Genomic DNA, 22,963 nt, shown 5'->3' with positions numbered 1-22,963 from the left:
ATGCCGATACTGGAACTCCGGATTTTGCCGCCCGTCGCGGTCGGCAGGCTGGGCGCCGCGGCGACGCCGCTGGAAGCGTTCGACCTCGTCGTCGATCCCGACAACCCGCTCGACTTTCGACGCATCGTGCCGTGCACCACGCTGGAGGTGGATCCCGAAAGCGGCGAGATCGCGAAGGCCTATGTGCCCGACACGATTCGCTTCAAGGACGAGAACAGGAAGGTGCGGCCGGTCGCGCCTTTTCTCGAAGTGTTTGCGCGCACGAGCGAGGCGCCCCATACGCTGCAGCCGCTCACGCTGCAATTGCTCGCGGCGGAACAACTCGATCTGGACGCGCTGCATTGGGATATCCATCTGGGCAACATCAAGATCTACCGCCGCACCAACGACCCGAACGACAAGATCCACGCGAACCTGACTGGCCTCAAGGATCACGCGCGGCACGCGATGCTGGGCCATTGCGAACATTTTCGTGCGGGGCGGCATCTTCCGCTCGGCCACGTCCAGTTCGTCAAGCCGACGGCGCAGTTCCCCGAGATCCGCCTGCGCTACACCCCTGCCGCCGGTATCGTGTACGGCACGCGGCTGGTGCGCCGCACGTCGGACAAGGAACGCGAAAGCGAGCTGAAGCCCGATCCCGTCATCGATCGCGACGATCTCCTGCTCTATGCCGAGACGCCGGGCAAGTGGCTCGGCTTCAGGGAGGCGGGCGGCCCGACGAAAGCGCATCCCGCGCCGACCAACCCCGCGCAGATTTTTGCCGGGTACGCCGACAAGGATGGCAATCAGGTCAGCTGGGGCTATCTCGACGACGAATGCGATGGCCACGTGCAAGTCGTGCTGACGAAGCGGGACGGCTCCACGCTGCGCGCGCACGGCTATATCGGCGCCGGGCCGCCGGCCTATGCGCCCGATACCATGCCGGTGCGCGTGGTGTCCGACGAGATGGAGCAGATTCTCCAGGGCATCCACGTCCCGGAAGAGAGCGTATCGATCGACGAAGCCACGGAGATCGTCCTGCGTGCGCTCGAAACGATCCGCCTCATGAACACCGCGGTCATGAACGGCAACCCGGTCAACGGCAGGCTCAACGTCGCGAGCACGATGGTGCGGCAGAACACGGCCGACTTCGAGCGCTATTACGAGCCGATCGCCGCCGAGTCGATCGTCGACAATCTCGCGCTGCGTGCGCTGCACGAGCGCGTGTTCAGCACGCTGGCGGCGGGGGGCGCGCCGTGGTTCGCCAGGCTGCTGCGTCAGCCCGAGGAAATCGGTGACCTGACCGCCGAGGGCTTGCGCAAGATGCCGGCCCTGATGCGCGGGGCCGATGGCCGCAGCCTGACGCTCACGCGCCGCCACATCAACCTGGTAATCAAGGCGGCGCGAGACGCGATGTTCGGACAACCTGATCCGAAGGGAGACAAGCATGTCGGTTAACGATCCGAACGTTCCGAAAGACCTCGAGCGGCCCGGCAACGGGGAGATCCGCGCGTCCAACCTGACCGCGCAGATTCACCATCGCGGCGTGGGCAACCCGGTCTCGGTGCTGCCGCGCACGGCGATTTCGAATTGCTTCCCGGGCCTGGAGTTCGATTTCCGCAATCTCTGGCGGCGCGCATTCGTCGGCATCACCCTGGTCGAGAACAACAACTACGTCATCGATGCGGAGCCGGGCTACGAGCATCTCAAGACGCGCCGCCTGCTGAGCTTCGACGGCCACAAGGTCGGCACGATGGTCCTCACGACAGGACCGGTGCTGCCAGGCGGGGATCCTGTCACGCTGGCGAGCAAGCCCAATCCCAATGCGGTGTCGTTCATGGAGTGGTCGAACTCCATCGCCCGCATCGTGCATTTGCAGGGCAAGCCGGTCGAATGCGAATTCACGGCTCACGACAACGCGCTGGAAGAGGTGTACTACGACCACGGCAAAACCGAGACCCTGAAGGTGACGCTCACGCTGAGGCGCTTTTTCGAGGGCGACACCGCCAGCTTCAACCTCGAGATGCTGAAGCCGGGCGAGCTGACGCAAGGCCTCTGCGCACCCTGGCAGAACGACTATCGCGAATGCGCGTGCTACTACTGGGCCGCGTCGCGACCCGACTTCGTCAATGTCGAGCCGGGCGACGACGGGCTGGCGCGCGGCGACATGTGGTTCGCCAAGCGCCGCACGGGCACGTACGTGCCGGACAATCGCGTCGACACGCGGTTGTGGTCCTACGACGATCTGTTCCGGTCCTGGCAGGAGGATCTGCAGTTCGTGATTCGCGGCAAGGACGCCGATGAAGCCTGACCGCGCCGTCGAGCCGCTCGCACCGCTGGCGTCGGCGATGGCGACGCGCATCGTCGCGGCGTCGCGCCCGCGGCATCCCGGGATCCACGTGGTCGAGGATGCCGAGGGCGCGCAACTGTTGCTCGTGAACGGAAGCCGCCTGTTTCATGTGCCACGCGATCTGCATGACGCGTTTCAGGCGGCGCTCGAGGACGGGGATGCGCAGGCTGTCGCGTCGCTGGTCGCGAGCCGCGGGCTCGACATGCGCCCGGCGATCGACGACGCGCCGTTGACCGAGATGCCGGTGCACGCGTTGTCGCTTGCCGTCGCGCAGAAATGCAATCTGGGCTGCACCTATTGCTACGCCCAGCAAGGGGAATTCGGCGGCAAGGCGAAGAACATGCCGCTCGAAACCGCGCTGGCGGCAGTCGACCTGCTGATCGAGCAGGCGAGCGAGGGCGGCAAGATCAATCTTGCCTTCATGGGCGGCGAGCCGCTCGCCAATCGCGCGGTGCTGCGCGCGGCGACCGTCCACGCGCGGGAGCGCGCCGATGCCCGCGGCATCCGATGCCAGTTTTCGGTGACGACGAACGGCAGCCTGCTGCAGGAAGACGACGGGGCGTTCTTCGAGGAGCACGGCTTCGCTGTCACCGTCAGCCTCGACGGCCCCGGGCCCGTGCATGACCGCCTGCGTCCGTTCAAGGGCGGCATGGGCTCGTTCGATCACATCGTCGAGCGCGTGACGCCGTTGCTGGCGCGCCAGCGGCGCATGCAGGTCTCGGCGCGCGTGACCGTCACGCCGTTCAATCTCGACTTGCCGAGGACGCTCGATACTTTCGTCGACATGGGGTTCCACAGCGTCGGCTTCTCGCCGCTGCTGCGCGCGTCGAACGGCCGCGCGGAAATGGGCCCGGACGATATGGCGGACATGCTGCAAGGGATGATTGCCTGCGGGCTCGCGTTCGAGCAAAAGGTCATGCGCGGCGAGCGCTACCCGTTCTCGAACATGCAGAACGCGCTGCGCGAAATCCAGCGCGGCACGCATCGGCCGTATCCGTGCGGCGCAGGGGCCGGGTATTTGGGCGTCTCCGCCGATGGCGAGCTGGCGGCGTGTCACCGCTTCGTCGGCGACGAGGCCGGCGTCATGGGGCATCTCGCCACGGGCGTCGATCAGGCGCGCCAGACGATCTGGCTCGCCGAGCGTCACGTGCACCAGCAACAGCCCTGCAATACGTGCTGGGCGCGCTATCTTTGCGGCGGCGGATGCCATCACGAGGTCCTCGAGCGCGGACGCAGCGCGTGCGACTACATCCGCGGCTGGCTGCACTATGCAATCGGCGCGCACGGCAGGCTCGCGCGCTATGCGCCGGCCTGGTTTGCCGGTTCGCCCGGCGCGTCGTCCAGTGGTGCGGGAACGGCGTGACTCGCACGTTCGACATGCTCGTGACCGGCGCCGGTCCCGCTGGCCTGTGCGCGGCGCTGCGCTTGAACCATCTCGGGCATCGCGTGCTGCTCGTCGAGCGAAGCCCGCTATGGCCGCGTCCGCAGATCGGGGAAGCGCTGACGCCGGGTGTCAGAAACATCATCGACTACCTCGACGCGGACGAGGTGCTCGAATCCGTTCCCATCGTCGCAGGCAAGCCCACGCGCGTACGCTGGACGAGCGAATCGATCGAGACGGTGGCGCACGACGGCGCCGTCGTGGATCGCGCCGCATTCGATGCGGCGCTGCTGCGCCTGGCCGTGGCGCGCGGCGTGGACGTGCTGCGGCCGGCGAGCCTCGCGCAAGTCGACGGAGCGCCCGGTGCCTGGCGCGTGCAGATCGCTACGCCCGACGGGCTGCGGAGCGTCGAGGCACACGTGCTGCTAGATGCCCGGGGCCGGCAGAGCCGGCGCGAGCCGCAGCACCTGCACGCGCGTCGGCTGTCCACGGTATGGGCCGAAGCCGCGATGGCAACACCGGCAGCGCACGCCGATGCCGCCACGCGCGTGGAAGCGCTCGATGACGGGTGGATGTGGGGCGCTGCGCTGCCGGGCGGCCGTTACCGCGTGATGTTCACGTTCGATCCCTCCGCGCGGGACGACGCGCGCGAACGCGAGCCGGCGTCGGTCTTGCGCAATGCCTGCACGCGAAGCGCCTTGTTCAAGGACATGGCGGGTGTGCGTTGGTGCGATTCGCCGCGCATGTGCGTATCGACGCCCTACGTCGACGCGCTCTCCTGGCAGGACGGACGCATCAAGCTCGGCGACGCGGCTTTCGCGCTCGACCCGATCTCGTCCTCGGGCGTCGAGAAGGCGATGCGCTTCTCGCTCCAGGCCGCTATCGCGATCAACACGTGGTGCCGCGCAAGCGATGCTTCGGAGCGCGAACTGGCACAGCGCTTTTACGAATCGCGGCTGATCGAAGGCGCGGCGCGACACCTCGCATGGACCGCCGGGTACTACAGTCAGGCATGGTGCGCTGAAGCGCCTTTCTGGCGCCTGCGCTCGACGCCCGCACTGACGTCCGATACGGTTGCGACACCCTCGCTCGGCGACGAAACCGCGGCGCGCGTAGACCTCATGACGCACGCGCTGCAAGATGAATGGGCGCGCGTGGTGTCGGACCAGCCCCAGCCCGGCGAGTCCGCGCCTCCGCCTCCGTTGCCCTTGCACAGTCCGATCCGCTTCGCCAGCAATACCGGCATCGTCGTGGTGCCTTGCGCGACCGGCGACCGCGTCACCGCGCATCCCGCCTTGCAGCATCCGAGTCTTGATCGACCCGTCGCGTTCTGGAATGGCGTGGCGCTGTTTCCGCTCCTCGACATGCTGACGCGGGCAACGCATCCGCTCGAACTGATGGCGTTTCTCGGCAGATCGATGGAAGCGGCCAGCGCGCAACAGCTGCTCGAATGGCTGTGGAGCAGGCAAATGGTCGAGCCCGCTGTTTTCGGCGCGTGAATGCCTGTTATTGGGCGGCGCGAGCACACTCGCTTCGTGACCGCTTGTCCCGGCGTGCAGCGATACTTTCCGGACCATCGCTCGTCTGTTGCGGGAACGCGGTTTGAACTGCCGAGGTTTTCTGATGAACTGGCGAGCGCTCGGCACTGACTCAAGCGTGCTCGACGGAGCCATCGGGAGATGACGGCGGCTGCCAGGCGGTGGCCCAACATCACGGCGAGTTGGCACGGTCTTCGCGACACATCTTTGCTTCGCAAACGGTGACGACTTTTTTTCGGTCTGTGTTTCGCCAATTCGATCCGACGCATTGCAATTAAACGCAGCGAGCATCGAAAACAGTTTCAAAAAAATTAACGATCATCACCAAAAAATCAAATAGCTAAAATATAAAAATAGATGATCTTGATGTTGAGCGACATGCCGATCTGAACTAGCGAAATTTCTGGAAGGCACTATCATCCAATGCGTATGGTCGTAGCGTTCCATCAACCCGATCCGGAGTGAAATTAAAAACATGGCTCAGACATATGCTGTCGTGCGCGATACCTCGAAGAATTTCTTTATTGCCGTCAAGAATACTAAGGGGTTCTTTTTTCATACCGACAACAACGGCAACGGCGTTATCTATCAGAACGGCACCGCGATCAAGAACGGCCCTGGAGAGTCCGCGCTTCCCGGCGGAGGGCTGGCAGCGAACACCGATCCGGCGATCGGCGCGGCAAATGAGTTTCAGGAGGAGACCGGCGTCGAGCTTCGCAATTTCGACGGAAAGTTGATGCCGAAAGAGTGGCACGTGACGGGCAAGAACGAGTATTACGGCGTCTACTACCAGTTCTCGAGCGCGGTATTCAACGATATCAGCAACAGGGCAATTGCCAACCTCAGGACGGGCGCCGACGCAGCTGTCGCTATTGCCAATGGGAAAATCAAAACATACAAGGATATTTTCAAAACATATCCAAATTGCCCGGCAGACAATGAACTCGCAACCGGCTCGGTCTGGAATCTCGATAGGGACTGGAGCAGGATTCAAGCATTGAACAACAGCCAAAGCACCAACTGGTTCTACGAAATTCTCAAGAATCTCAAGAATAATATTTGATCAGGACGATTTCCCGGCTGGAACGAGCGAGTAAGCCGCATCGTGGCGACATGCTCCGCGTGTCGTCCCGATGTGCGGCGTCCACCTCATGGCAGGTGCACGGTACGGTCGGAATCGGCGCGCATTCACGCAGTGTCGCCGCGAATGCGTATCACGCACACGGCGTCGGATGCCGCCTTCCATCGAACTGGCGCTTTCCGGCAGGTTCGCTTGATTGACGATGCTGTCGAGCAGGAAATCCGATCCGTTTCATCTTTTCAAAAACTTGTTCCCCCATCCCTGAGTCGCGCCAAGGCGCGCGGGCTTGTCGCATCGTCTGGAACATGTCACGTCCGATTTCTGGTGCTTTTTTAGTGTTCGAACTGGAGTGACGAGCGGGCTCAACAAGCTTCAACATGAAGATGTCGAGCTATGGCAACGATCTTTCGATGGTTGCGCTTGAGGACGATAGCCGCGTCCGGCATATGACGATTGCCAATTCGATCGCTTACCGGGTCGCCAAGACGTTCGACGCGCATAGGCGGAAATGCACGGAATGCGGTCGATTATTTTCGATGCGTCGCGTGGAAATCGAATGAAGGACGCGTCGAAATTCTGGATGCTCAATCGGATAAGGCACAATACAACCGGAATCGATGATCTGAAAAGGCCCACGCTTGCGTGTGCCGAATCAAGCACGGCGGAAGCGCCCGCTATTTCTCGAAACAGGGGATGGAAAATCCTCCGTCCGGTGGAATGCAGGATTGAGGCGGCGCGACGACCGACGGCGGGGAACTCGACGGCTGCCGTGCAGGTTCCGGTTTCGACGAATCAGGCGTCGTCACCCGTTTCGAATCGATCGGTTCGAAGGGTAAATGCCAACGCAGTTATTTCAACTACATGGAGAAAAGAATGAAGAGGATCATGATCGGACTGGTTGCACTTGCCATGTCCGCAACCGGGTTTGCCAAGGAATGGACGACGATTCGCATTGGCGTCGACCCGTCTTATCCTCCGTTTGAATACAAGAAACCGTCCGGCGAATTGACGGGCTTCGGCGTGGATCTCGGCAATGAAGTGTGCAGGCGCCTCAACGCGAAATGCCTCTGGGTCGAAAATGCATTTGACGGCATGATTCCCGGCCTGAAGGCGCGGAAATTCGACGCGGTCCTGTCGTCGATGTCGATGACGCCTGCGCGATTGAAGCAAATCGATTTCTCGAACAAGACGGCGCACGCACCGACGTTTCTTGTCGCGAAAAAGGGCTCGGGTATCCAACCGACGCCGGCATCGCTCAACGGTAAAGCCATCGGCGTGCTGCAAGGCTCGATGCAGGAGACCTATGCGAAGGCGCATTGGGAAGGTAGCGGCGCGCGCATCCTGTCGTATCAGAACCAGGATCAGGTGTATGCCGACCTGACCAACGGCCGGCTCGATGCGGCGTTGCAAAACGGCGTGCAAGCATCGCGCGGCTTCTTGAATACGCCGCAAGGCAAGGACTACGCGTTCGCGGGCGGCGAGCTGAACGATCCGAAGATTTTCGGACCGGGTCAGGGCATCGGCATTCGCAAGGACGACACGGACCTGAAGGACAAGATCAATACGGCGCTCGCCGCGATCCGTGCCGACGGGACGTATGACAAGATCGCCAGTCGCTATTTCAATTTCGACATCTACGGCAATTGAGCGCGTACGCGTTGCTCGCCGCCCAGCGGCACGGCAATCATGTCCTTCTCGATGACCTGTCCCAGCCGGATCCCGGCATCGAAGCCACGCTCGACGATATCGAATTCCTCGTCCGTGACGGTCACGTCGATGGTCACGTCGGGATAACGCTCGGCAAAGCTTGCCAGCAACGGGCCTGACAGAAAGGGCTCGGCAATCGACGTGGCCGTGAGCCGAAGATGGCCGCGCGGCGCGTCGGTCGTGCCCGTTGCATCGAGCGCGCTGCCGATATCGACGAGCGGTCCCTCCAGCAACTGCACCAGTTGCGCGCCCGCGTCGGTCAATTGAACCGATCGCGTGGTGCGCACCACCAGCGCGACGTCGATCCCCGTCGTGTGCGAGATCGTGCCGCCGCGATCGGATTTACATCTGCTTGAAGAGGCCCGCACACGCACGACTGACCGGCAGAACGTCGCCGCTTCCGCGCAAATGAATGCGCTGGCGGCCAAGCAAGTCGCGTTCGATGTGATCGATCGCCGCATAGGCGACGATCACGCCGCGATGCACCTGCGCGAAACGCTCGGTATCGAGCCGCTGAAGCATTTCCCGGAGGGGCGTGCGGATCACGTGCCGCTCGCTCGCGGTCACGACCTCCGTGTATTTGTCCGCTGCCTGGAAATACAGCACTTCGTCCACCGAAACGAGCCGGGTCGTGTCCCGCAGGCCCACGGTTATCCAGCGAATGGGCGCCGCATCGCGCGGCTCGGCGGCATTGGCCAGGAGTTCGGTGTCGGTCGGGGCCGGGCCACCGCGCTGCAGCTTGACGATACAGCGGAGGAGGCGATCGTCGGCCACGGGCTTCAGCAAATAGTCGATCGCCGACTGGTCGAACGCCTGAACCGCGTACTCGTCGTAGGACGTCACGAATACGACGTGCACGTACGGGACCAGGCTCGCGATCTTCAGCCCGTCGATACCGGGCATCCGGATGTCGAGGAACGCGAAATCCGGGCGCTTTGCATTCAGTTCGGCGAGCGCATCGACGCCGTTGCGCGGCATCCCGACGATCTCCAGCTCGGGCCACAGCGTCGCGAGACGTGCGGCGAGCTCGGCGGACAGGTTGGGTTCGTCGTCGGCGATCAGGGCTGTCGGCATATCAGGCAATCGGGATCTGCAAGGTTGCGGTCACGCCCCGCATGGCGTCGGCGTTCGCGCCGACCGACACGCGGCCGCGCTCGCCATAAAGGCTGATCATCCGGGCGCGAATGTTCGCGAGTCCCACGCCGCCGTGGAGCTTCGTGCCGCCATTGCCGAGCCCCACGCCGGTGTCGCTCACGCTCAGGACGAGCAGGCCGCCGTCGCGCGTGCCGCGAATGCGGACTTCGCCGCCGTCGACCGACGGCTCGATGCCGTGCAGCAACGCATTCTCGACCAGGGGTTGCAGCAGGAGCGGCGACAGCGGCAGGGCCCGCAGCGCGTCCGGCACGTCGATCGCATAGCGCAGGCGTTCCTCGCCGAGCCGGATCGTCGCGATCTTCAATAGCGCCTCGACGAGTTCCAGTTCTTCCTCCAGCGTGGAGGTGGCCTTGCGCGTGCGCCCGAGGCTCGCGCGCAGATAGCGGTTCAGGCTGTCGAGCATCGTCGTGGCGCGGGCCGGATCACGCTCGATCAGGCTCTGCACGTTCGCCAGCGTATTGAACAGGAAATGCGGCTCGATCTGGGCCTGCAGCAGCGCGAGCCGCGCGGCCGTTTCGGCCTGGCGCGCCTCGGCGGCCTCGCGCCGCTGCGTCTCGAGCGACGTGCGCATGCGGGCGGCCTGCACGAACACCGAGACGAACGCGCAGGCGGCGCCGGCGACGATGAACGACGAGCCGTAGGCCAGCCAGACCTTGACGCCCGCATGCCCGATCAGGTGCGGGACGTGCCCGATCGTCGAGGCCGCGACTTCGAAACCGATGAACACGCTGGCCGGCGCGACGATCAGGATCTTCGGCACCAGCGCGAGCTTGCCGCGCACGAGGCGGTCGATGGCGACGCTGAGCAGCGTCGCGCTGAACCCGATGCCGTTCGCGACGACCAGGTACGGCAGCAGCGCCTCGTTGCGGCGCGTCGCCCAGAAGATCAGCCCGACCGCCGAGTTGAAGCAGAACAGCCCCAGCAGCGAGCGGCCCCGTTGCGCGGGGCCGACGTGCGGTTCGAACGACAGGAAGGCGAACGGCTTGCTTGGCATGGGAGCGAGCGGGAGCGGATTGCGGAGATGGTAGCGTAATTCGCGACGGCATTGCGACCGGCGATCAGCGCTGGGCTGCGACGCGGGCGCGGCAGGCCGCACGGACGTTCGCCGGACCTGAGGGCCGTTCATCGGTCGATTTCCACCGTTCATCGCAACGCGCGGCGCGTGGTCCGGCCGGCCGCTATAGTCGCTGACATGTCCGCCGGTTGCGGCGCTTCCGTACAGGTACTCACCATGCCCCATTTCCCTGCCTACGTTTACGTCTTGTTCTGCGTGCTCGTCTATATCGGCGTGAAGCGCTGCTTCGTGCGCGAAGTCCGGCCCGTGCGTCCGCTCCTGTTTCCGGTCGTGTTCGTCGGTCTCGGCCTGTCGAGCCTCGGCCACCTGTTTCCCCGGGCGGGCGCCGATGCCTACGCGGCGGCCGTCGCGATGCTCGTGGTCGGCACGGCGGGCGGCTGGTTCCACGCGCGCCGCTGGCGCCTGCAGTTCAGGACCGGGCCGGAAGGCATGTTCGTGCGCCTGCCGGGCGACGCGAGCCTGCTGGTCACGCTGCTCCTGACGTTCGCCGCCGAGACGTTCATTCATTACGCGATCGCGACCTCGCGGCCGTGGGCGGCCACCGGCGCCTTCGCGGCCCTGTCGTTCGCGGTCTGGGGCGGGCTCGTCGGCATGCCGCTCGGCCGTGCGATCAACGTGGTGACGCGCAGCATCCGTCATGCGAACGGTGCGCCGGAGGAAGGTGGCGGGTCCGCGCTCGAGTCGCGCTGAGCGCGGCCGGGGCGCCGGCGAGAACGTAAGTCGCGCGCCGTCGCGAATCCGGCAGGCCGCCGGGTCGTACCGCCCGTTCCCGCGTGAACGCGGTTTGCGCGCCGCAACGCACTGACGTCAGTCATGCTGCCTGCCGCGCCCGACGCACTGCGCCGGGCGCGTCTTGCATGATGCGTGCCGGCGGTCACGCTTTCCCCGCTTCTGTCGTTTCCCTGTTCAAAAGAAGAACGTCGCGATCGCCTGCACGATCTCGCTTTGCGCTTGCGCGCCGTAGACGCTGCGCGCTGAGCCGTGGTTGCTCTGCCATTGCACGGCAAAGTCGGTGCGTGGCCAGTGATAGCGCGCTTCGAGCCACGTGAAGTAGCTGTGGTCGTCGAGGTTGTAGCGTGCCATCGCGGTCAGCCCCAGATGCTGGACGAAGACGTCGGGCATCGATGCATAGACGAACAGCGAGCGCCGCGTCATCAGCTCCTGCGCGATACTCGCCGAGTCGCGATAGCGCCAGTATCGCGACGGATCGTTTTGCAGCGCCCGCCATGCCGCGGCGCTCGCGCTGGCGCCGTCGTAGTCGTATTCGAGCGTCAGCGACAGTTTGTTCGCGAAGGTATGGGTGACGCCCGTCGCGAGCTTCGAGGTCCAGGACGAGGCGGCATGCGAGAAATCGGCGACCGCGCTGCCGCGGCCGATCGCGTATTCGAGGAACCCGACCGTCGCATTGTCGATCAGCGTGGTCGCGTTCACGCCCAGCTGCGGGGCGATGCCTTCGCCGCCGTACAGCAACCACTGCGGCGAGAAGTTGCCGAACAGCCGTTGCGACCCGCTCAGCATGTAGCGGGTGCGCGCGTTCGTCGCGCCGAGATCGGGATTGAAGGTTGCTTCGTTCGGATGCGTGTCGAGCCGCGGCGACACCAGGGCCGTCATCGAGCCGCTGCTCCACAGCAGCTGCCCGCGCGCCATCACGCTGCCGAGCCGGTTTTCGCGCAGGCTCTCGGGATCGATCGACACGACCGAGCGCAGCGCGCCGGCCTTGAAGAAGTCCGTGGGATTGAAGCCCGATGCGACGCCTTCGCGCAGGTTCACGCGGCCGACGTCGACGATCGCGTTCGGGCTCGCCTGCCAGCTCACGTAAGCCTGCTTCAGCGTGTCGACCGCGTTGTACTGCGACGTGCCCGCGCGCCATCCCGCATCGAAGCGATTCGACACGATCGCCCGCCAGTTGCCGGACGTGCCGTCGTACGACAGCGTGTTCGACACGCGCGCGTTGTCGTTGAGCGTCACGGGCCCGGTCTGGCTCGCCGCCGTGTAGTTCGCGACGGCGGCCTCGAACGTGCCGCGCCAGTTGCTCGGCGTCACGGGCGCCGCCGTCGCCGTGTCGGCGAGCCGCAGCGCGTCGCCGTCCGCGTCGTCGGCCGCGAGAGCGGTCTGCGCGGCGGCGAAGCCCGCCGCGCAGACCAGCACCGCGACCCGGGATCGCGCCATCGTCTAGTCGGCCTTGAAGCGGGACAGGTACGCGCGCTGCAGCCACGCGTCCGGAATGTCGCGCCACGCGTAGTCGGTGTAGCGCATCACCGTGACCCAGCCGGGATCGAGCCCGTCGATGATGACGGTTTCCGTCGGCCGCGCCGCGCCCAGCTGATCCTGGTAGTGCCGGTAGTACGCGATTTTCAGCACGCTGCCGCTTGCCGCGAAGAAGCGCGCCTTGACCGGCCGCTTCGTATCGCTCGCGATCCACAGGTCGATCGCGTGGTACGTGACGTCCGGCGCGCGCGCCGTCAGGTGCAGCCGATAGCAGTGCCGGGTCTGGTGTTCGCCGTCCGCCACGTTCTCCTCGCCCGCGAGCGACGCGTCGTAGTCGTTTGCCCAGTTGACGGTCACGACGTCGCCGTTCGCGGCCTGGCCGAGCAGGCGCTGCTGCGGCGAAATCCGCACGCTGGCCTGGCTCGATGGGTCGTAGAACCACAGGTCGTTGCCGTTCTTCAGCATCAGCTTGTTCGCGTCGCGGGCCGGGGCGACGAACTGCACCAGCGTGCGGAACTGGCTGGTTGCCGGGTCCGCCTTCGAGTAGATCTTCAGCACCTCGGCGTCCGTCTGCTGTCCGTTGCGGAATTCGAGCAGCGTCGTCGTCAGGCCGAACGGCTTGTCGGGGTTGCGCACCGCGTCGCTTTGCGCGAGCAGCTGTTGCGCCGACGGCTCTGTCGCCGCGGCCGCGCTGGCGGCAATCGCGATCAGCATCGCCGCGGTGCGCAGGATCGGGAGGGGGAATCTCATGGTGGCGGCTCCTGGTCAGGCGAAACGCAGCGCGTCCACGATCGGCAGGCGGGCGGCACGGTGCGCGGGCAGCCAGGCCGAGAGCGTCGCGACCACCGTCACGCCGAGCGCGTAGCGCACGATCATCCCGAACTCGCCCCACACGCGTACCGACAGCGCGACCGGATCGGTCTGTCCGGGCGGCGTCCAGTGCAGGCCGGCGCGGTTGATCGCGACACCCGCCGCCAGCGCGAGGACGGTACCTGCCACCGCGCCGCAGATGCCGAGCAGGCACCCTTCGCAGACGAACAGGCGGCGAATGCCGGCGCCGCGCAGGCCGAGTGCGCGCAGCGTGCCGATCTCGTGCGTGCGCTCCATCACGGCCATGTTCATGGTGTTGCCGACCGTGAACAGCACGATCGTGGCGATCAAGACCGCGATGAAGCCGAAGATCGCGCCGAACATGCCGGTGACCTGGCCGTACTGCGGATTCAGCGTCGCGAAGCCGAGCACCTCGAGCGGCTCGCCCGCGAGCCGGGTGCGCAGCAGCGTCTGGATGCGCGCGCGCGCGGCCGGCAGATCGGCCGTGTGCTTCAGCTGCACGACGATGGACGTCACCTTCGCACTCGGGCCGCTGCCGTAGACGAGCTGCTGCGCCTGCGGCAGGTGCACCTGCACGAACAGGTCGTCGACCTGCTTGACGCCTTGCTTCTGCGCCGCGATCACCGACAGTTCGGCGACGTTCGGTGCGCCGTACGCGTTCGACGTCAGCAGCTCGAGACGGGCGAGCCCGCTGCGGTGCACGGGTTTCGCGGCGGCCTCGGCCTGCGAGAGCGACGCGATGTCGTCGGGCAGGTCCGACGCGCCGGCTGGGGCCGCCGTCACCGGATCGCGGCAATCGGGTACCCGCAGCGCGTCGCACAGGTGCAGCACGCGCGCGACGCCCGTGCCGATCACGGCGGCATTCGCGGCGCTGCCGGTCAGCGCGAGGGGCGTTGCCCGGTCGGCGAAACCGTAGTCGTTCCACTGTCGCATCCGGTTCTGGTCGGCCACGACGATCCCGCTGCCCGAGACGGTGCGCGAGACACCCGCCGCGAAGTTGCCGGCGATGCCGTTGATCGCCAGCACCGGCGTCACGACCGTCACCTCGCGTGCGAGCTCGGGATCGCCGAGCACGGTGTCGATGATCTTCCGGTAGTCGGCGATCCCGTACGAAACGGGGTCGCCGCTGCCGTACAGGAAATAGTCGCGATGCTGGATCTGCAGATGGCCACCCTGGCGCACGTAGCTGGTCTGGAGTCCGTAATTGATGTCGCGCGCATAGCCGCCGAACAGCAGGATCGCGGTCAGGCCGACGACCATCGCGAGCAGCGTGGTCGACGAGCGGCGGCGGTTGCGCAACAGGTTGCGGAAGGCGAGTACCCAGAGGCTCATTGGCAGGCCTCCTCGTGCAGGGTGGCCGAACGGGTGTCGACGACGCGCCCGTCGCAGATCGTCGCGACATCGTCCGCGGCGGCGATCACCTGCGGGTCGTGCGACGAAAACACGAACGACGTTGCGCGTTCGCGCTGCATCGTGCGCATCAGCGCGATGATGGCCGCGCCCGTCGCGCTGTCCAGATTGGCCGTCGGCTCGTCGGCCAGCACGAGCGCCGGTTCGGTGACGAGCGCGCGTGCGATCGCGACGCGCTGCTGCTGTCCGCCCGACAGCTGGCCGGGCCGGCGATTCGCCTTGTCGCCCATGCCGACGGCGTCGAGCAGCGCGAGCACCCGGTCGCGTCGCCGCGCGCGGGCGACGCCCAGCAGGGTCAGCGGATATTCGACGTTCTCGAACGCGCTGAACACGGGCAGCAGGTTGAACGACTGGAACACGAAGCCGACGTGGCGCGCGCGGAAATCGGCCAGCGCATTTTCGCGCATCGTATCGATTCGCTGGCCCGCGACCGTGATGGCGCCGTGCGTCGGGCGATCGATGCCGCCGAGCAGGTTGAGCAGCGTCGTCTTGCCGCTGCCGGACGGTCCCGACAGCACCGTGAAGCGGTTCGCGAGAATCTCGAGCGACGCGTCGTCGGCCGCCGCGACCGCGAGCGGTCCGGTTCCATAGGTTTTCGTGACATGACTCAAGCTGGCCGCCAACACGGACACCTCCCAGGGTATTCGATCGATGTCGCCACCTTAGCGGCAACCGCGCGCCTGCATGACGCAGTGCGACGAACGGCGGAACGCGCGGACGAACGGCATTCCTCCCCGACGAACGGCGGGCGTCGGCGGGCGCTGTCGCGCACCGGCGCGACGAGCGGTTCGCGGTCCGGCGGCGGCGGCCCCCGCGTTGCATTCCATCGGCTCCATGCGCGGTTCGTCGCCCGTTTCTGCAATTGGTCGCACGATCGTTTCTTCCGGCGACGAATCGATACACTCGCAGCCGATCAGCATTTGATCCGCACGACATCGGCCGACGTGAGAGCAGTCACCGGGGTGCGAGAAGCCGAAACATAGACATAACAAGGCATAAAAATGAGCGATACCAGGTTTGAGAGGGGGAGCGAGACAGCGCGGCCTGGCTTTCTTGCTCTTTGTCGAGTGGTCCGGGATCCGTCCGATCCCGCGCGTTTCGCGGGCGATGCCGATCCGCGGCGATATGGCGACTGGTCGAGCGCACAGCCGGCGTTGCTCGTCATCGAGGCGCTGCATCAGTTCGCGGTCAAGGCGTCGCGCACGATGCACGGCGCGCCGGCGCTGATGGTGCCGGCGCAGTTGCGCGAACTGACGCTGCACCGCGTCGACGGCTATCCGCGGCTGGCGCTGTCCGGCACGGTCGCGAAGCACGGCGACGGATACCGGGTCGACGTGTCGGCGCGCAATGCCGATGCCAATATGTACCCGGCCGTCGCGTCGGGTACCGTGTTCGTCGCGCTGATGCCGGCCCGCGTGCCCGCGTTCGCCGCGCCGGGAGCACGGCCATGATGCCGGCCACCGCGACGGCGGCGGCCATGATCACCGGCGAACTGTTCGGCGTGATCGACGTGGCGAACGCCGCACCGCTCTTCGACGAGCACTTCGAGCAGTTTCCCGTGCTGCCCGGTTCGTTCAGCCTCAGCCTGGCGATCGCGATGCTGTTCGACGCGCTCGGCATCGAGGCGAGCCGGCCGGCGCCGGCCCTCACGCTCCGCAAGGTCAGTTTCATCTGCCCGGTACGGCCGGGCGAACGCCTGACCGCGCGCCTGCGACGCCTGCAGCAGGACGGAGCGCGCACCACCGCGCACGTCGAGCTGCGCAACGCGAACGGCCAGGGCGTGATGGACGGCATCCTCAGCTGGGAGCACGACGCATGACGAAGCTCGCCATCGTCACGGGCGGCACCCGCGGCATCGGACGCGCGATCGTCGACGCGTTGATCGCCGACGGCCACACCGTCTACTTCACCTACCGATCGAATCCCGAGCTGGCCGCGGCACTGGAGCGCACGTACGACGGCGCGGCGCGCGCGTTCCGGGTTGACGGTGGCGACTGGGACGCGGTGCTACGGACTCTTCATCGAGCATGCCGCGCGTTGCCATCTGTGGGTGGCCGGCGACGCGCTGGCCGGTTTCCTGCTCTCCGCCGAAGCGGGCTACGACCGCAAATTGCCGGTGTCGCTGCGCGCCACGCTCGGCGACGGGCCGGTGATGTCGATCGCCGAACTGGCGGTCGCCCCGCACTGGCGCTCACGCGGGCTCGGCGAAGCGCTGGTACGGCGCTGCATCGGCGAGGCGGCGCCCGGCTATCGCGACATCATCGTGCGCAGCAACAGCAATGCGCTCGCCGCGCACCGGCTTTACCAGCGGCTTGGGTTCGAGCCGTTCGGCTCGGTGCGCGTGGAAAACGAGATGCTCGCCGACGGGCGACGCGGCGTCGAGTGTGTCGACAAGCAGTATTTCCGGTATCGCGTGTAGCGGCTGGATGGAAATGGCCGGTTTCGGGTTTCCGGTTGCGTACGCGGTCCGGCGGATCATCGGGATCCGCCGGACCGCGCCATGACCGTCTTATCGATTGAGCACCGAACTGGCCAGCGTTGCTGCGAACGTCAGCAACACGAGCGAAGAGCACCGCAACACGATAGACGCCAAGCGACCCTCCGCACGATTCATGATCAGAAGCCGCCCCGACCGGGACCATAGCAGTCCGATCGGAATCAGGGTGATCAGAAATGCGCCCATCGACAACAAGAAGATCTCGAGCGATCTGAAGGCCGACTCCGGGAAGATTGCGCTTGAAAACAGCAAAGCCTTGGGGTTCATCAGGGTCGCAAGGAAAAGCGCCCGGAACCCCAGTGGCGCTGAGTCGGTAGCGCCAAAGTTGGCACCTTTAAGCCACATCTTCACTGCGAGGTAGAAGATGAAAAGGGAGCTGATCAACTTTACGCAACTGACGATCCACGGATATTGCGTCGCCAACGACCAGAGGAAAAATCCCCAGACGGTGATGGCTATCACATAGCCCGACGCCTCCGCCGCGACCAGCCTGCACGCGCCACGCAGATTCAGCTTGAGCCCGGCGGAAAGCAGCAGCGTGTTTGTCGGCCCGGGTACCAGCAGCACGAGCGCGGCGTAGAACGACATTTTTAGCATGGGACTCAATGTCAGCATGGGCTAACCTCGTCTGTCCAACGAATTGCTTCGTGAAGTTGCGGATGGCGCTATGACTGTGAGCGACGGAGCGTTCAGGCAGGTTCCCGGAATATTTGTCAGGGAATCATAGGTGTGGGGCGTGTCACTGACAACTCTTCTTCCTCGTGCTTGAGATTTTGAAATTCTACGAGAGATTGATTCATTAAATCATTACGGTTTATGAGGCTGAGGCGTGACTAGTCTGGAGCCAAATTTAAGCATGGCGAACATGCAACGGTAATGGATATTGATTCGGATGTTTTAAGGTTCCATATAGAAATTTCCGCAACAACTGAATTTGAATTTCCCCTCGTGTAATTTTTGCTTGGCCATGTTGGGCAATGTGGTTTTGCTCACAGATAGGCCCGTCGGGATTGTAAATGGGGATAGTTTAATAATCGTTCATTAACCGCTAAATTGCTCGAAATGCCGGATTAATGTGGGGTTATTATTTTGATGTATGCATGGTGCTCAGTGTTGGGATGGCGTAATTAAATCTGGCGGAAGTCAAATAAAAATCCTGTCAAATATGCCAGTTTAATTTAAGTAATCGACAACCTATTCTGAATGCGGATCAATTGGTCACCCTCACAGAGGTCCATTCGGGTTTTAAATCCTATGGGAACCGTGTCATGAGCAATCCGATCAAGAACATCGTCATCGTGGGCGGCGGCACCGCGGGCTGGATGTCCGCCTCGTACCTCGTCCGGGCGCTCCAGCAGCAGGCGAACATCACGCTCGTCGAGTCCGAGGCGATCCCCCGTATCGGCGTGGGCGAGGCGACCATCCCGAATTTGCAGAAGGTGTTCTTCGACTTCCTCGGGATACCGGAGCGGGAGTGGATGCCCCAGGTGAACGGCGCGTTCAAGGCCGCCATCAAGTTCGTGAACTGGCGGAAGGCCCCCGACCGCTCGCGCGACGACCACTTCTACCATTTGTTCGGCAGCGTGCCGAACTGCGACGGCGTGCCGCTGACCCACTACTGGCTGCGCAAGCGCGAACAGGGCTTCCAGCAGCCGATGGAATACGCCTGCTATCCGCAGCCCGACGCGCTTGATGCCAGGCTGGCACCGTGCCTGCCCGACGGCACCCGCCAGATGCCCCACGCGTGGCACTTCGACGCGCACCTGGTGGCCGATTTCCTGAAGCGCTGGGCCGTCGAACGCGGGGTGAAGCGCGTGGTCGACGAGGTCGTGCAGGTTCACCTGGACGAGCGCGGCTTCATCTCCAGCCTGTCCACCAAGGAGGGCCGGACGCTGGAGGCGGACCTGTTCATCGACTGCTCCGGCATGCGGGGGCTCCTGATCAATCAGGCGCTGAAAGAGCCCTTCATCGACATGTCCGACTACCTGCTGTGCGACAGCGCGGTCGCCAGCGCCGTGCCCAACGACGACGCACGTGTGGGGATCGAGCCGTACACGTCCTCGATCGCGATGAACTCGGGGTGGACCTGGAAGATTCCGATGCTGGGCCGGTTCGGCAGCGGCTACGTGTTCTCGAGCAAGTTCACGTCGCGCGACCAGGCCACCGCCGACTTCCTCCATCTCTGGAATCTCTCGGACAAGCAGCCGCTCAACCAGATCAAGTTCCGGGTGGGGCGCAACGGGCGGGCGTGGGTCAACAACTGCGTCGCGATCGGGCTGTCGTCGTGCTTTCTGGAGCCGCTGGAGTCGACAGGGATCTACTTCATCTACGCGGCGCTTTACCAGCTCGTGAAGCACTTCCCGGACACGTCGTTCGATCCGCGATTGAGCGATGCATTCAACGCCGAGATCGTCTACATGTTCGACGACTGCCGGGATTTCGTGCAGGCACACTATTTCACCACGTCGCGCGAAGACACACCGTTCTGGCGCGCGAACCGGCACGACCTGCGGCTCTCGGACGCCATCAAGGAGAAGGTTGAACGCTACAAGGCGGGGCTGCCGCTGACCACCACGTCGTTCGACGATGCCACGTACTACGAAACGTTCGACTTCGAATTCAAGAACTTCTGGTTGAACGGCAACTACTACTGCATCTTTGCCGGCCTGGGGATGCTGCCCGACCGGTCGCTGCCGCTCCTGCGGCACCGGCCGGAGTCGATCGACAAGGCCGAGGCGATGTTCGCCCGCATCCGGCGCGAGGCCGATCGTCTGCGGACGAGCTTGCCGACGAACTACGACTACCTGCGGTCGCTGCGCGAGGGCGCGGGGCGGTCTCGCAGCCAGCCCGGGCAGGCGGTCGCGGCACCGGAGATCCAGTAGTGGAGCGCGCCATGGGCCGGGTAGGCGCATTCGCGGCCACGCACGCCGCGGTGGCGGCCTGCGATCCACTGCACGCGAGGGCGCTCGTGCTGCAGCTGCCGGGCCTGAATCGCAGGAAGGACGTGCCCGGCATCGTCGGCCTGTTGCGCGATTTCCTTCCGGCGCGCGGCGTGCCGTCCGGCTGGGGCTTCGTCGAAGCCGCCGCCGCGATGCGGGACATCGGGTTCTTCCTGGGATCGCTCAAGCGGCACGGACACGAGCCCGTGGACGTGGTGCCCGGGCTCGAGCCGGTGCTGCTCGACCTGGCGCGTGTGACCGACCTGCCGCCGCGCGAGACGCTCCTGCATGTGACGGTCTGGAACCCCGCGGCGGCCGACGCGCAGCGGAGCTACTCGGGGCTCAGCGACGAAGCGCACCTGCTCGAGAGCGTGCGCATCTCGATGGCGTCCCTCGAGGCGGCCATCGCGCTGACAGTCGAGCTGTCCGACGTGCCGCTGCGGTCGCCCGCGTTCGAGGAAGGGTGCGTCGAGCTGGCGGCCTACCTTCAGAAGATGGTCGACTCGATCGTTTACGCCTACCGCTTCATCTCGCCGCAAGTGTTCTACGACGAGCTCCGCCCCTTCTACGAACCGATTCGAGTCGGGGGCCAAAGCTACCTCGGCCCCGGGGCCGTCGAAATGCCCCTCTTCGTGCTGGAGCACGTCCTGTGGGGCTCGCAGTCGGATCACCCGGCTTATCTGGAATTCAAGGAGACGTATCTGCCGTACGTGCTTCCCGCGTTCAGGGCGGTCTACGCCCGGTTCGCCGGGAGGCCGGCGCTTGTCGACCGCGTGCTCGGCGAGGCGCAGGCGGCGCGCGTGCGGGGCGAACCCGTCGGGGCGGGGCTGGCTGCCCTCGAGCGGGTCCTCGAGATCCTGCTGCACTTCCGGGCGCCTCACCTCAAATTGGCGGAGCGCACGTACGAAGCCGGGCAAAGCGGCCCCGCGATCGGCAGCGGCGGGTATGCGCCCAGCATGCTCGGCGATCTGCTCACGCTCACGCGGGCCGTGCGGGCCCGCCTGCACGCCGCGCTCGACGAGCCCTGACACCCGACGCCTGACACCTGACGCCCGACGCGCGCGGCCATGTGTTTCATCTCACCAGGAGAGCTTGCCCCCATGACTCAGAAGCGCACTGCGAACGAGCACGACAGCAACCACTTCGACGTGATCATCCTCGGCTCGGGCATGTCCGGCACCCAGATGGGAGCCATCCTGGCCAAACAGAAGTTTCGTGTCCTGATCGTCGAGGAGTCGTCGCACCCACGGTTCACGATCGGCGAATCGTCGATCCCCGAGACGTCCCTGATGAACCGCATCATCGCCGATCGCTACGGCATTCCGGAGCTGGACCACATCACGTCGTTCTATGCGACGCAGCGTTACGTCGCGTCGAGCACGGGCATCAAGCGCAACTTCGGCTTCGTGTTCCACAAGCCCGGCCAGGAGCACGACCCGAAGGAGTTCACGCAGTGCGTCATTCCCGAGCTGCCGTGGGGGCCGGAGAGCCACTATTACCGGCAGGACGTCGACGCCTACCTGCTGCAGGCCGCGATCAAATACGGCTGCACGGTCCGCCAGAAGACGAGCGTGACCGACTACCATGCCGACAAGGACGGCGTCGCGGTGGCCACCGCCCAGGGCGAACGGTTCACCGGCCGGTACATGATCGACTGCGGGGGACCGCGCGCGCCGCTCGCGACGAAGTTCGGGCTCCGTGAAGAGCCGTGTCGCTTCAAGACGCACTCGCGCAGCCTCTACACGCACATGCTCGGGGTCAAGCCGTTCGACGACATCTTCAAGGTCAAGGGGCAGCGCTGGCGCTGGCACGAGGGGACCTTGCACCACATGTTCGAGGGCGGCTGGCTCTGGGTGATTCCGTTCAACAACCACGCGCGGTCGACCAACAACCTGGTGAGTGTCGGCCTGCAGCTCGATCCGCGTGTTCACCCGAAAACGGACATCCCCGCGCAGCAGGAATTCGACGAGTTTCTCGCGCGGTTCCCGAGCATCGCGGCGCAGTTCCGCGATGCCGTGCCGGTGCGCGACTGGGTCAAGACCGACCGCCTGCAGTTCTCGTCGAGCGCCTGCGTCGGCGACCGCTACTGCCTGATGCTGCACGCGAACGGGTTCATCGACCCACTCTTCTCCCGCGGGCTCGAGAACACCGCGGTGACCATCCACGCGCTCGCGGCGCGCCTCATCAAGGCGCTGCGCGACGACGACTTCTCCCCCGAGCGCTTCGAGTACATCGAGCGCCTGCAGCAGAAGCTTCTGGACCACAACGACGATTTCGTCAGCTGCTGTTACACGGCGTTCTCGGATTTCCGCCTGTGGGACGCGTTCCACCGGCTGTGGGCGGTCGGCACGATCCTCGGACAGTTCCGGCTCGTGCAGGCCCATGCGAGGTTTCGTGCGTCGCGTAACGAGCGTGACCTCGATCACCTCGACGACAACGCCCCGTACCTCGGGTTCCTGTGCGCGGACATGGAGGGGTACTACCAGTTGTTCAACGACGCCAAAGCCGAGGTCGAGGCCGTGAGCGCCGGGCGCAAGCCGGCCGGGGAGGCGGCGGCGCGGATTCACGTCCTCATCAACGAACGGGAATTCGCCAAGCCGATGTTCGGCTTCGGGTACTGCATCACCGGGGCCAGGCCGCAGCTCAACAACTCGAAGTACAGCCTGGTGCCGGCGATGAAGCTGCTGCACTGGACGCAGACCAGCGCGCCGGCGGAGGTGAAGAAGTACTTCGACTACAACCCGATGTTCGCGCTGCTCAGGGCGTACGTCACGACCCGCATCGGGCTGGCGCTGAAGTAGCCGGCCGACAC

Annotated in this window: 22 protein-coding genes and 1 pseudogene; 15 read left to right on the top strand and 8 right to left on the bottom strand. The window is 65.1% G+C overall.

Going from position 1 to position 22,963, the window contains the following annotated elements; genetic code table 11:
- The 7 genes from G3O00_RS06955 to G3O00_RS06925 all read left to right on the top strand — a co-directional run bounded on the left by G3O00_RS06955 (nt 1) and on the right by G3O00_RS06925 (nt 7,976).
- Complete coding sequence (locus G3O00_RS06955) at nt 1-1,437, top strand: hypothetical protein (protein ID WP_206142547.1); 1,437 nt, start codon at nt 1-3, stop codon at nt 1,435-1,437.
- Nucleotides 1,427-2,290, top strand: a complete 864-nt coding sequence (locus G3O00_RS06950; protein ID WP_206142546.1) for a hypothetical protein — start codon at nt 1,427-1,429, stop codon at nt 2,288-2,290. The genes G3O00_RS06955 and G3O00_RS06950 overlap by 11 nt, the downstream gene beginning before the upstream one ends.
- Nucleotides 2,280-3,692, top strand: coding sequence for a radical SAM protein (locus G3O00_RS06945; RefSeq protein WP_206142545.1), 1,413 nt, complete (start codon nt 2,280-2,282; stop codon nt 3,690-3,692). Before G3O00_RS06950 ends, G3O00_RS06945 begins: the two co-directional genes overlap by 11 nt.
- Nucleotides 3,689-5,209 carry a tryptophan 7-halogenase gene (locus G3O00_RS06940; RefSeq protein WP_206142544.1) on the top strand — a complete coding sequence of 507 codons (1,521 nt, stop codon included), beginning with the start codon at nt 3,689-3,691 and terminating at the stop codon, nt 5,207-5,209. The genes G3O00_RS06945 and G3O00_RS06940 overlap by 4 nt, the downstream gene beginning before the upstream one ends.
- A gap of 514 nt (nt 5,210-5,723) precedes the next feature.
- Entirely contained in the window at nt 5,724-6,311 is a 588-nt protein-coding gene (locus tag G3O00_RS06935) for an NUDIX hydrolase (RefSeq protein WP_206142543.1), read from the top strand.
- A gap of 395 nt (nt 6,312-6,706) precedes the next feature.
- The gene (locus tag G3O00_RS06930) at nt 6,707-6,889 is read left to right on the top strand and encodes a hypothetical protein (RefSeq protein ID WP_206142542.1); all 183 of its coding nucleotides are present in this window, start codon (nt 6,707-6,709) and stop codon (nt 6,887-6,889) included.
- A gap of 301 nt (nt 6,890-7,190) precedes the next feature.
- A complete protein-coding gene (locus G3O00_RS06925; protein ID WP_206142541.1) occupies nt 7,191-7,976 on the top strand; it encodes an ABC transporter substrate-binding protein in 786 nt (261 codons plus the stop codon).
- Here G3O00_RS06925 and G3O00_RS06920 read toward each other — a convergent pair.
- From G3O00_RS06920 to G3O00_RS06910, 3 genes are read right to left on the bottom strand one after another with little or no spacing between them, the layout of a single operon-like run.
- Nucleotides 7,964-8,326: a LysR substrate-binding domain-containing protein gene (locus G3O00_RS06920; protein WP_346778959.1), complete on the bottom strand. Its 363-nt coding sequence runs from the start codon at nt 8,324-8,326 to the stop codon at nt 7,964-7,966. The genes G3O00_RS06925 and G3O00_RS06920 overlap by 13 nt on opposite strands.
- Before the next feature lie 52 nt (nt 8,327-8,378).
- The gene (locus G3O00_RS06915) at nt 8,379-9,110 is read right to left on the bottom strand and encodes a LytTR family DNA-binding domain-containing protein (RefSeq protein WP_206142539.1); all 732 of its coding nucleotides are present in this window, start codon (nt 9,108-9,110) and stop codon (nt 8,379-8,381) included.
- A gap of 1 nt (nt 9,111) precedes the next feature.
- Nucleotides 9,112-10,185 carry a histidine kinase gene (locus G3O00_RS06910; protein WP_174933117.1) on the bottom strand — a complete coding sequence of 358 codons (1,074 nt, stop codon included), beginning with the start codon at nt 10,183-10,185 and terminating at the stop codon, nt 9,112-9,114.
- Between the two features lie 237 nt (nt 10,186-10,422).
- On the opposite strand from G3O00_RS06910, the gene G3O00_RS06905 reads away from it, so the two are divergent.
- Nucleotides 10,423-10,956: a hypothetical protein gene (locus G3O00_RS06905; RefSeq protein WP_041492398.1), complete on the top strand. Its 534-nt coding sequence runs from the start codon at nt 10,423-10,425 to the stop codon at nt 10,954-10,956.
- 216 nt (nt 10,957-11,172) lie between these two features.
- Here G3O00_RS06905 and G3O00_RS06900 read toward each other — a convergent pair whose 3' ends face one another.
- Genes G3O00_RS06900 through G3O00_RS06885 form a run of 4 tightly spaced genes read right to left on the bottom strand, consistent with a single transcriptional unit; the run spans nt 11,173 to nt 15,338 of the window.
- On the bottom strand, nt 11,173-12,435 hold the full coding sequence (locus G3O00_RS06900; RefSeq protein WP_206142538.1) for a hypothetical protein: 1,263 nt from the start codon (nt 12,433-12,435) through the stop codon (nt 11,173-11,175).
- Nucleotides 12,436-12,438: 3 nt separating this feature from the next.
- Complete coding sequence (locus G3O00_RS06895; RefSeq protein ID WP_206142537.1) at nt 12,439-13,224, bottom strand: outer membrane lipoprotein-sorting protein; 786 nt, start codon at nt 13,222-13,224, stop codon at nt 12,439-12,441.
- 15 nt (nt 13,225-13,239) lie between these two features.
- Nucleotides 13,240-14,637, bottom strand: coding sequence for an FtsX-like permease family protein (locus tag G3O00_RS06890; protein ID WP_206142536.1), 1,398 nt, complete (start codon nt 14,635-14,637; stop codon nt 13,240-13,242).
- Nucleotides 14,634-15,338, bottom strand: coding sequence for an ABC transporter ATP-binding protein (locus tag G3O00_RS06885; RefSeq protein WP_206142557.1), 705 nt, complete (start codon nt 15,336-15,338; stop codon nt 14,634-14,636). The genes G3O00_RS06890 and G3O00_RS06885 overlap by 4 nt, the downstream gene beginning before the upstream one ends.
- A gap of 444 nt (nt 15,339-15,782) precedes the next feature.
- Here G3O00_RS06885 and G3O00_RS06880 point away from each other — a divergent pair, with 444 nt between their 5' ends.
- The 4 genes and pseudogenes from G3O00_RS06880 (at nt 15,783) to G3O00_RS06870 (ending at nt 17,134) form a co-directional block, all read left to right on the top strand.
- Nucleotides 15,783-16,166, top strand: a complete 384-nt coding sequence (locus G3O00_RS06880) for a hypothetical protein (protein ID WP_254602418.1) — start codon at nt 15,783-15,785, stop codon at nt 16,164-16,166.
- On the top strand, nt 16,163-16,534 hold the full coding sequence (locus G3O00_RS06875) for a hotdog fold domain-containing protein (RefSeq protein WP_206142534.1): 372 nt from the start codon (nt 16,163-16,165) through the stop codon (nt 16,532-16,534). Before G3O00_RS06880 ends, G3O00_RS06875 begins: the two co-directional genes overlap by 4 nt.
- Nucleotides 16,531-16,695 (top strand): annotated as a pseudogene (locus G3O00_RS43275) (SDR family NAD(P)-dependent oxidoreductase); the annotation flags it as partial. The gene G3O00_RS06875 and the pseudogene G3O00_RS43275, both read left to right, overlap by 4 nt.
- Before the next feature lie 7 nt (nt 16,696-16,702).
- Entirely contained in the window at nt 16,703-17,134 is a 432-nt protein-coding gene (locus G3O00_RS06870; RefSeq protein ID WP_346778958.1) for a GNAT family N-acetyltransferase, read from the top strand.
- A 90-nt stretch (nt 17,135-17,224) separates the two neighbouring features.
- On the opposite strand, the gene G3O00_RS06865 is transcribed toward G3O00_RS06870, so the two are convergent.
- A complete protein-coding gene (locus G3O00_RS06865) occupies nt 17,225-17,827 on the bottom strand; it encodes a LysE family transporter (protein WP_011349398.1) in 603 nt (200 codons plus the stop codon).
- A gap of 653 nt (nt 17,828-18,480) precedes the next feature.
- On the opposite strand from G3O00_RS06865, the gene G3O00_RS06860 reads away from it, so the two are divergent.
- The 3 genes from G3O00_RS06860 to G3O00_RS06850 all read left to right on the top strand — a co-directional run bounded on the left by G3O00_RS06860 (nt 18,481) and on the right by G3O00_RS06850 (nt 22,952).
- On the top strand, nt 18,481-20,094 hold the full coding sequence (locus G3O00_RS06860; protein ID WP_206142533.1) for a tryptophan halogenase family protein: 1,614 nt from the start codon (nt 18,481-18,483) through the stop codon (nt 20,092-20,094).
- The gene (locus G3O00_RS06855; protein WP_206142532.1) at nt 20,094-21,179 is read left to right on the top strand and encodes a monodechloroaminopyrrolnitrin synthase PrnB family protein; all 1,086 of its coding nucleotides are present in this window, start codon (nt 20,094-20,096) and stop codon (nt 21,177-21,179) included. Before G3O00_RS06860 ends, G3O00_RS06855 begins: the two co-directional genes overlap by 1 nt.
- Nucleotides 21,180-21,251: 72 nt before the next feature.
- Nucleotides 21,252-22,952 carry a tryptophan 7-halogenase gene (locus tag G3O00_RS06850; protein WP_174933078.1) on the top strand — a complete coding sequence of 567 codons (1,701 nt, stop codon included), beginning with the start codon at nt 21,252-21,254 and terminating at the stop codon, nt 22,950-22,952.
- Nucleotides 22,953-22,963 lie beyond the last annotated feature (11 nt).

Origin of the sequence: Burkholderia sp. Ac-20384 (assembly GCF_017104605.1) — a bacterium.
GTDB classification, from domain to species: Bacteria; Pseudomonadota; Gammaproteobacteria; order Burkholderiales; family Burkholderiaceae; genus Burkholderia; species Burkholderia lata.
Note: the sequence above shows the minus strand (reverse complement) of the source record. Positions and strands in the feature narration are given on the sequence as shown.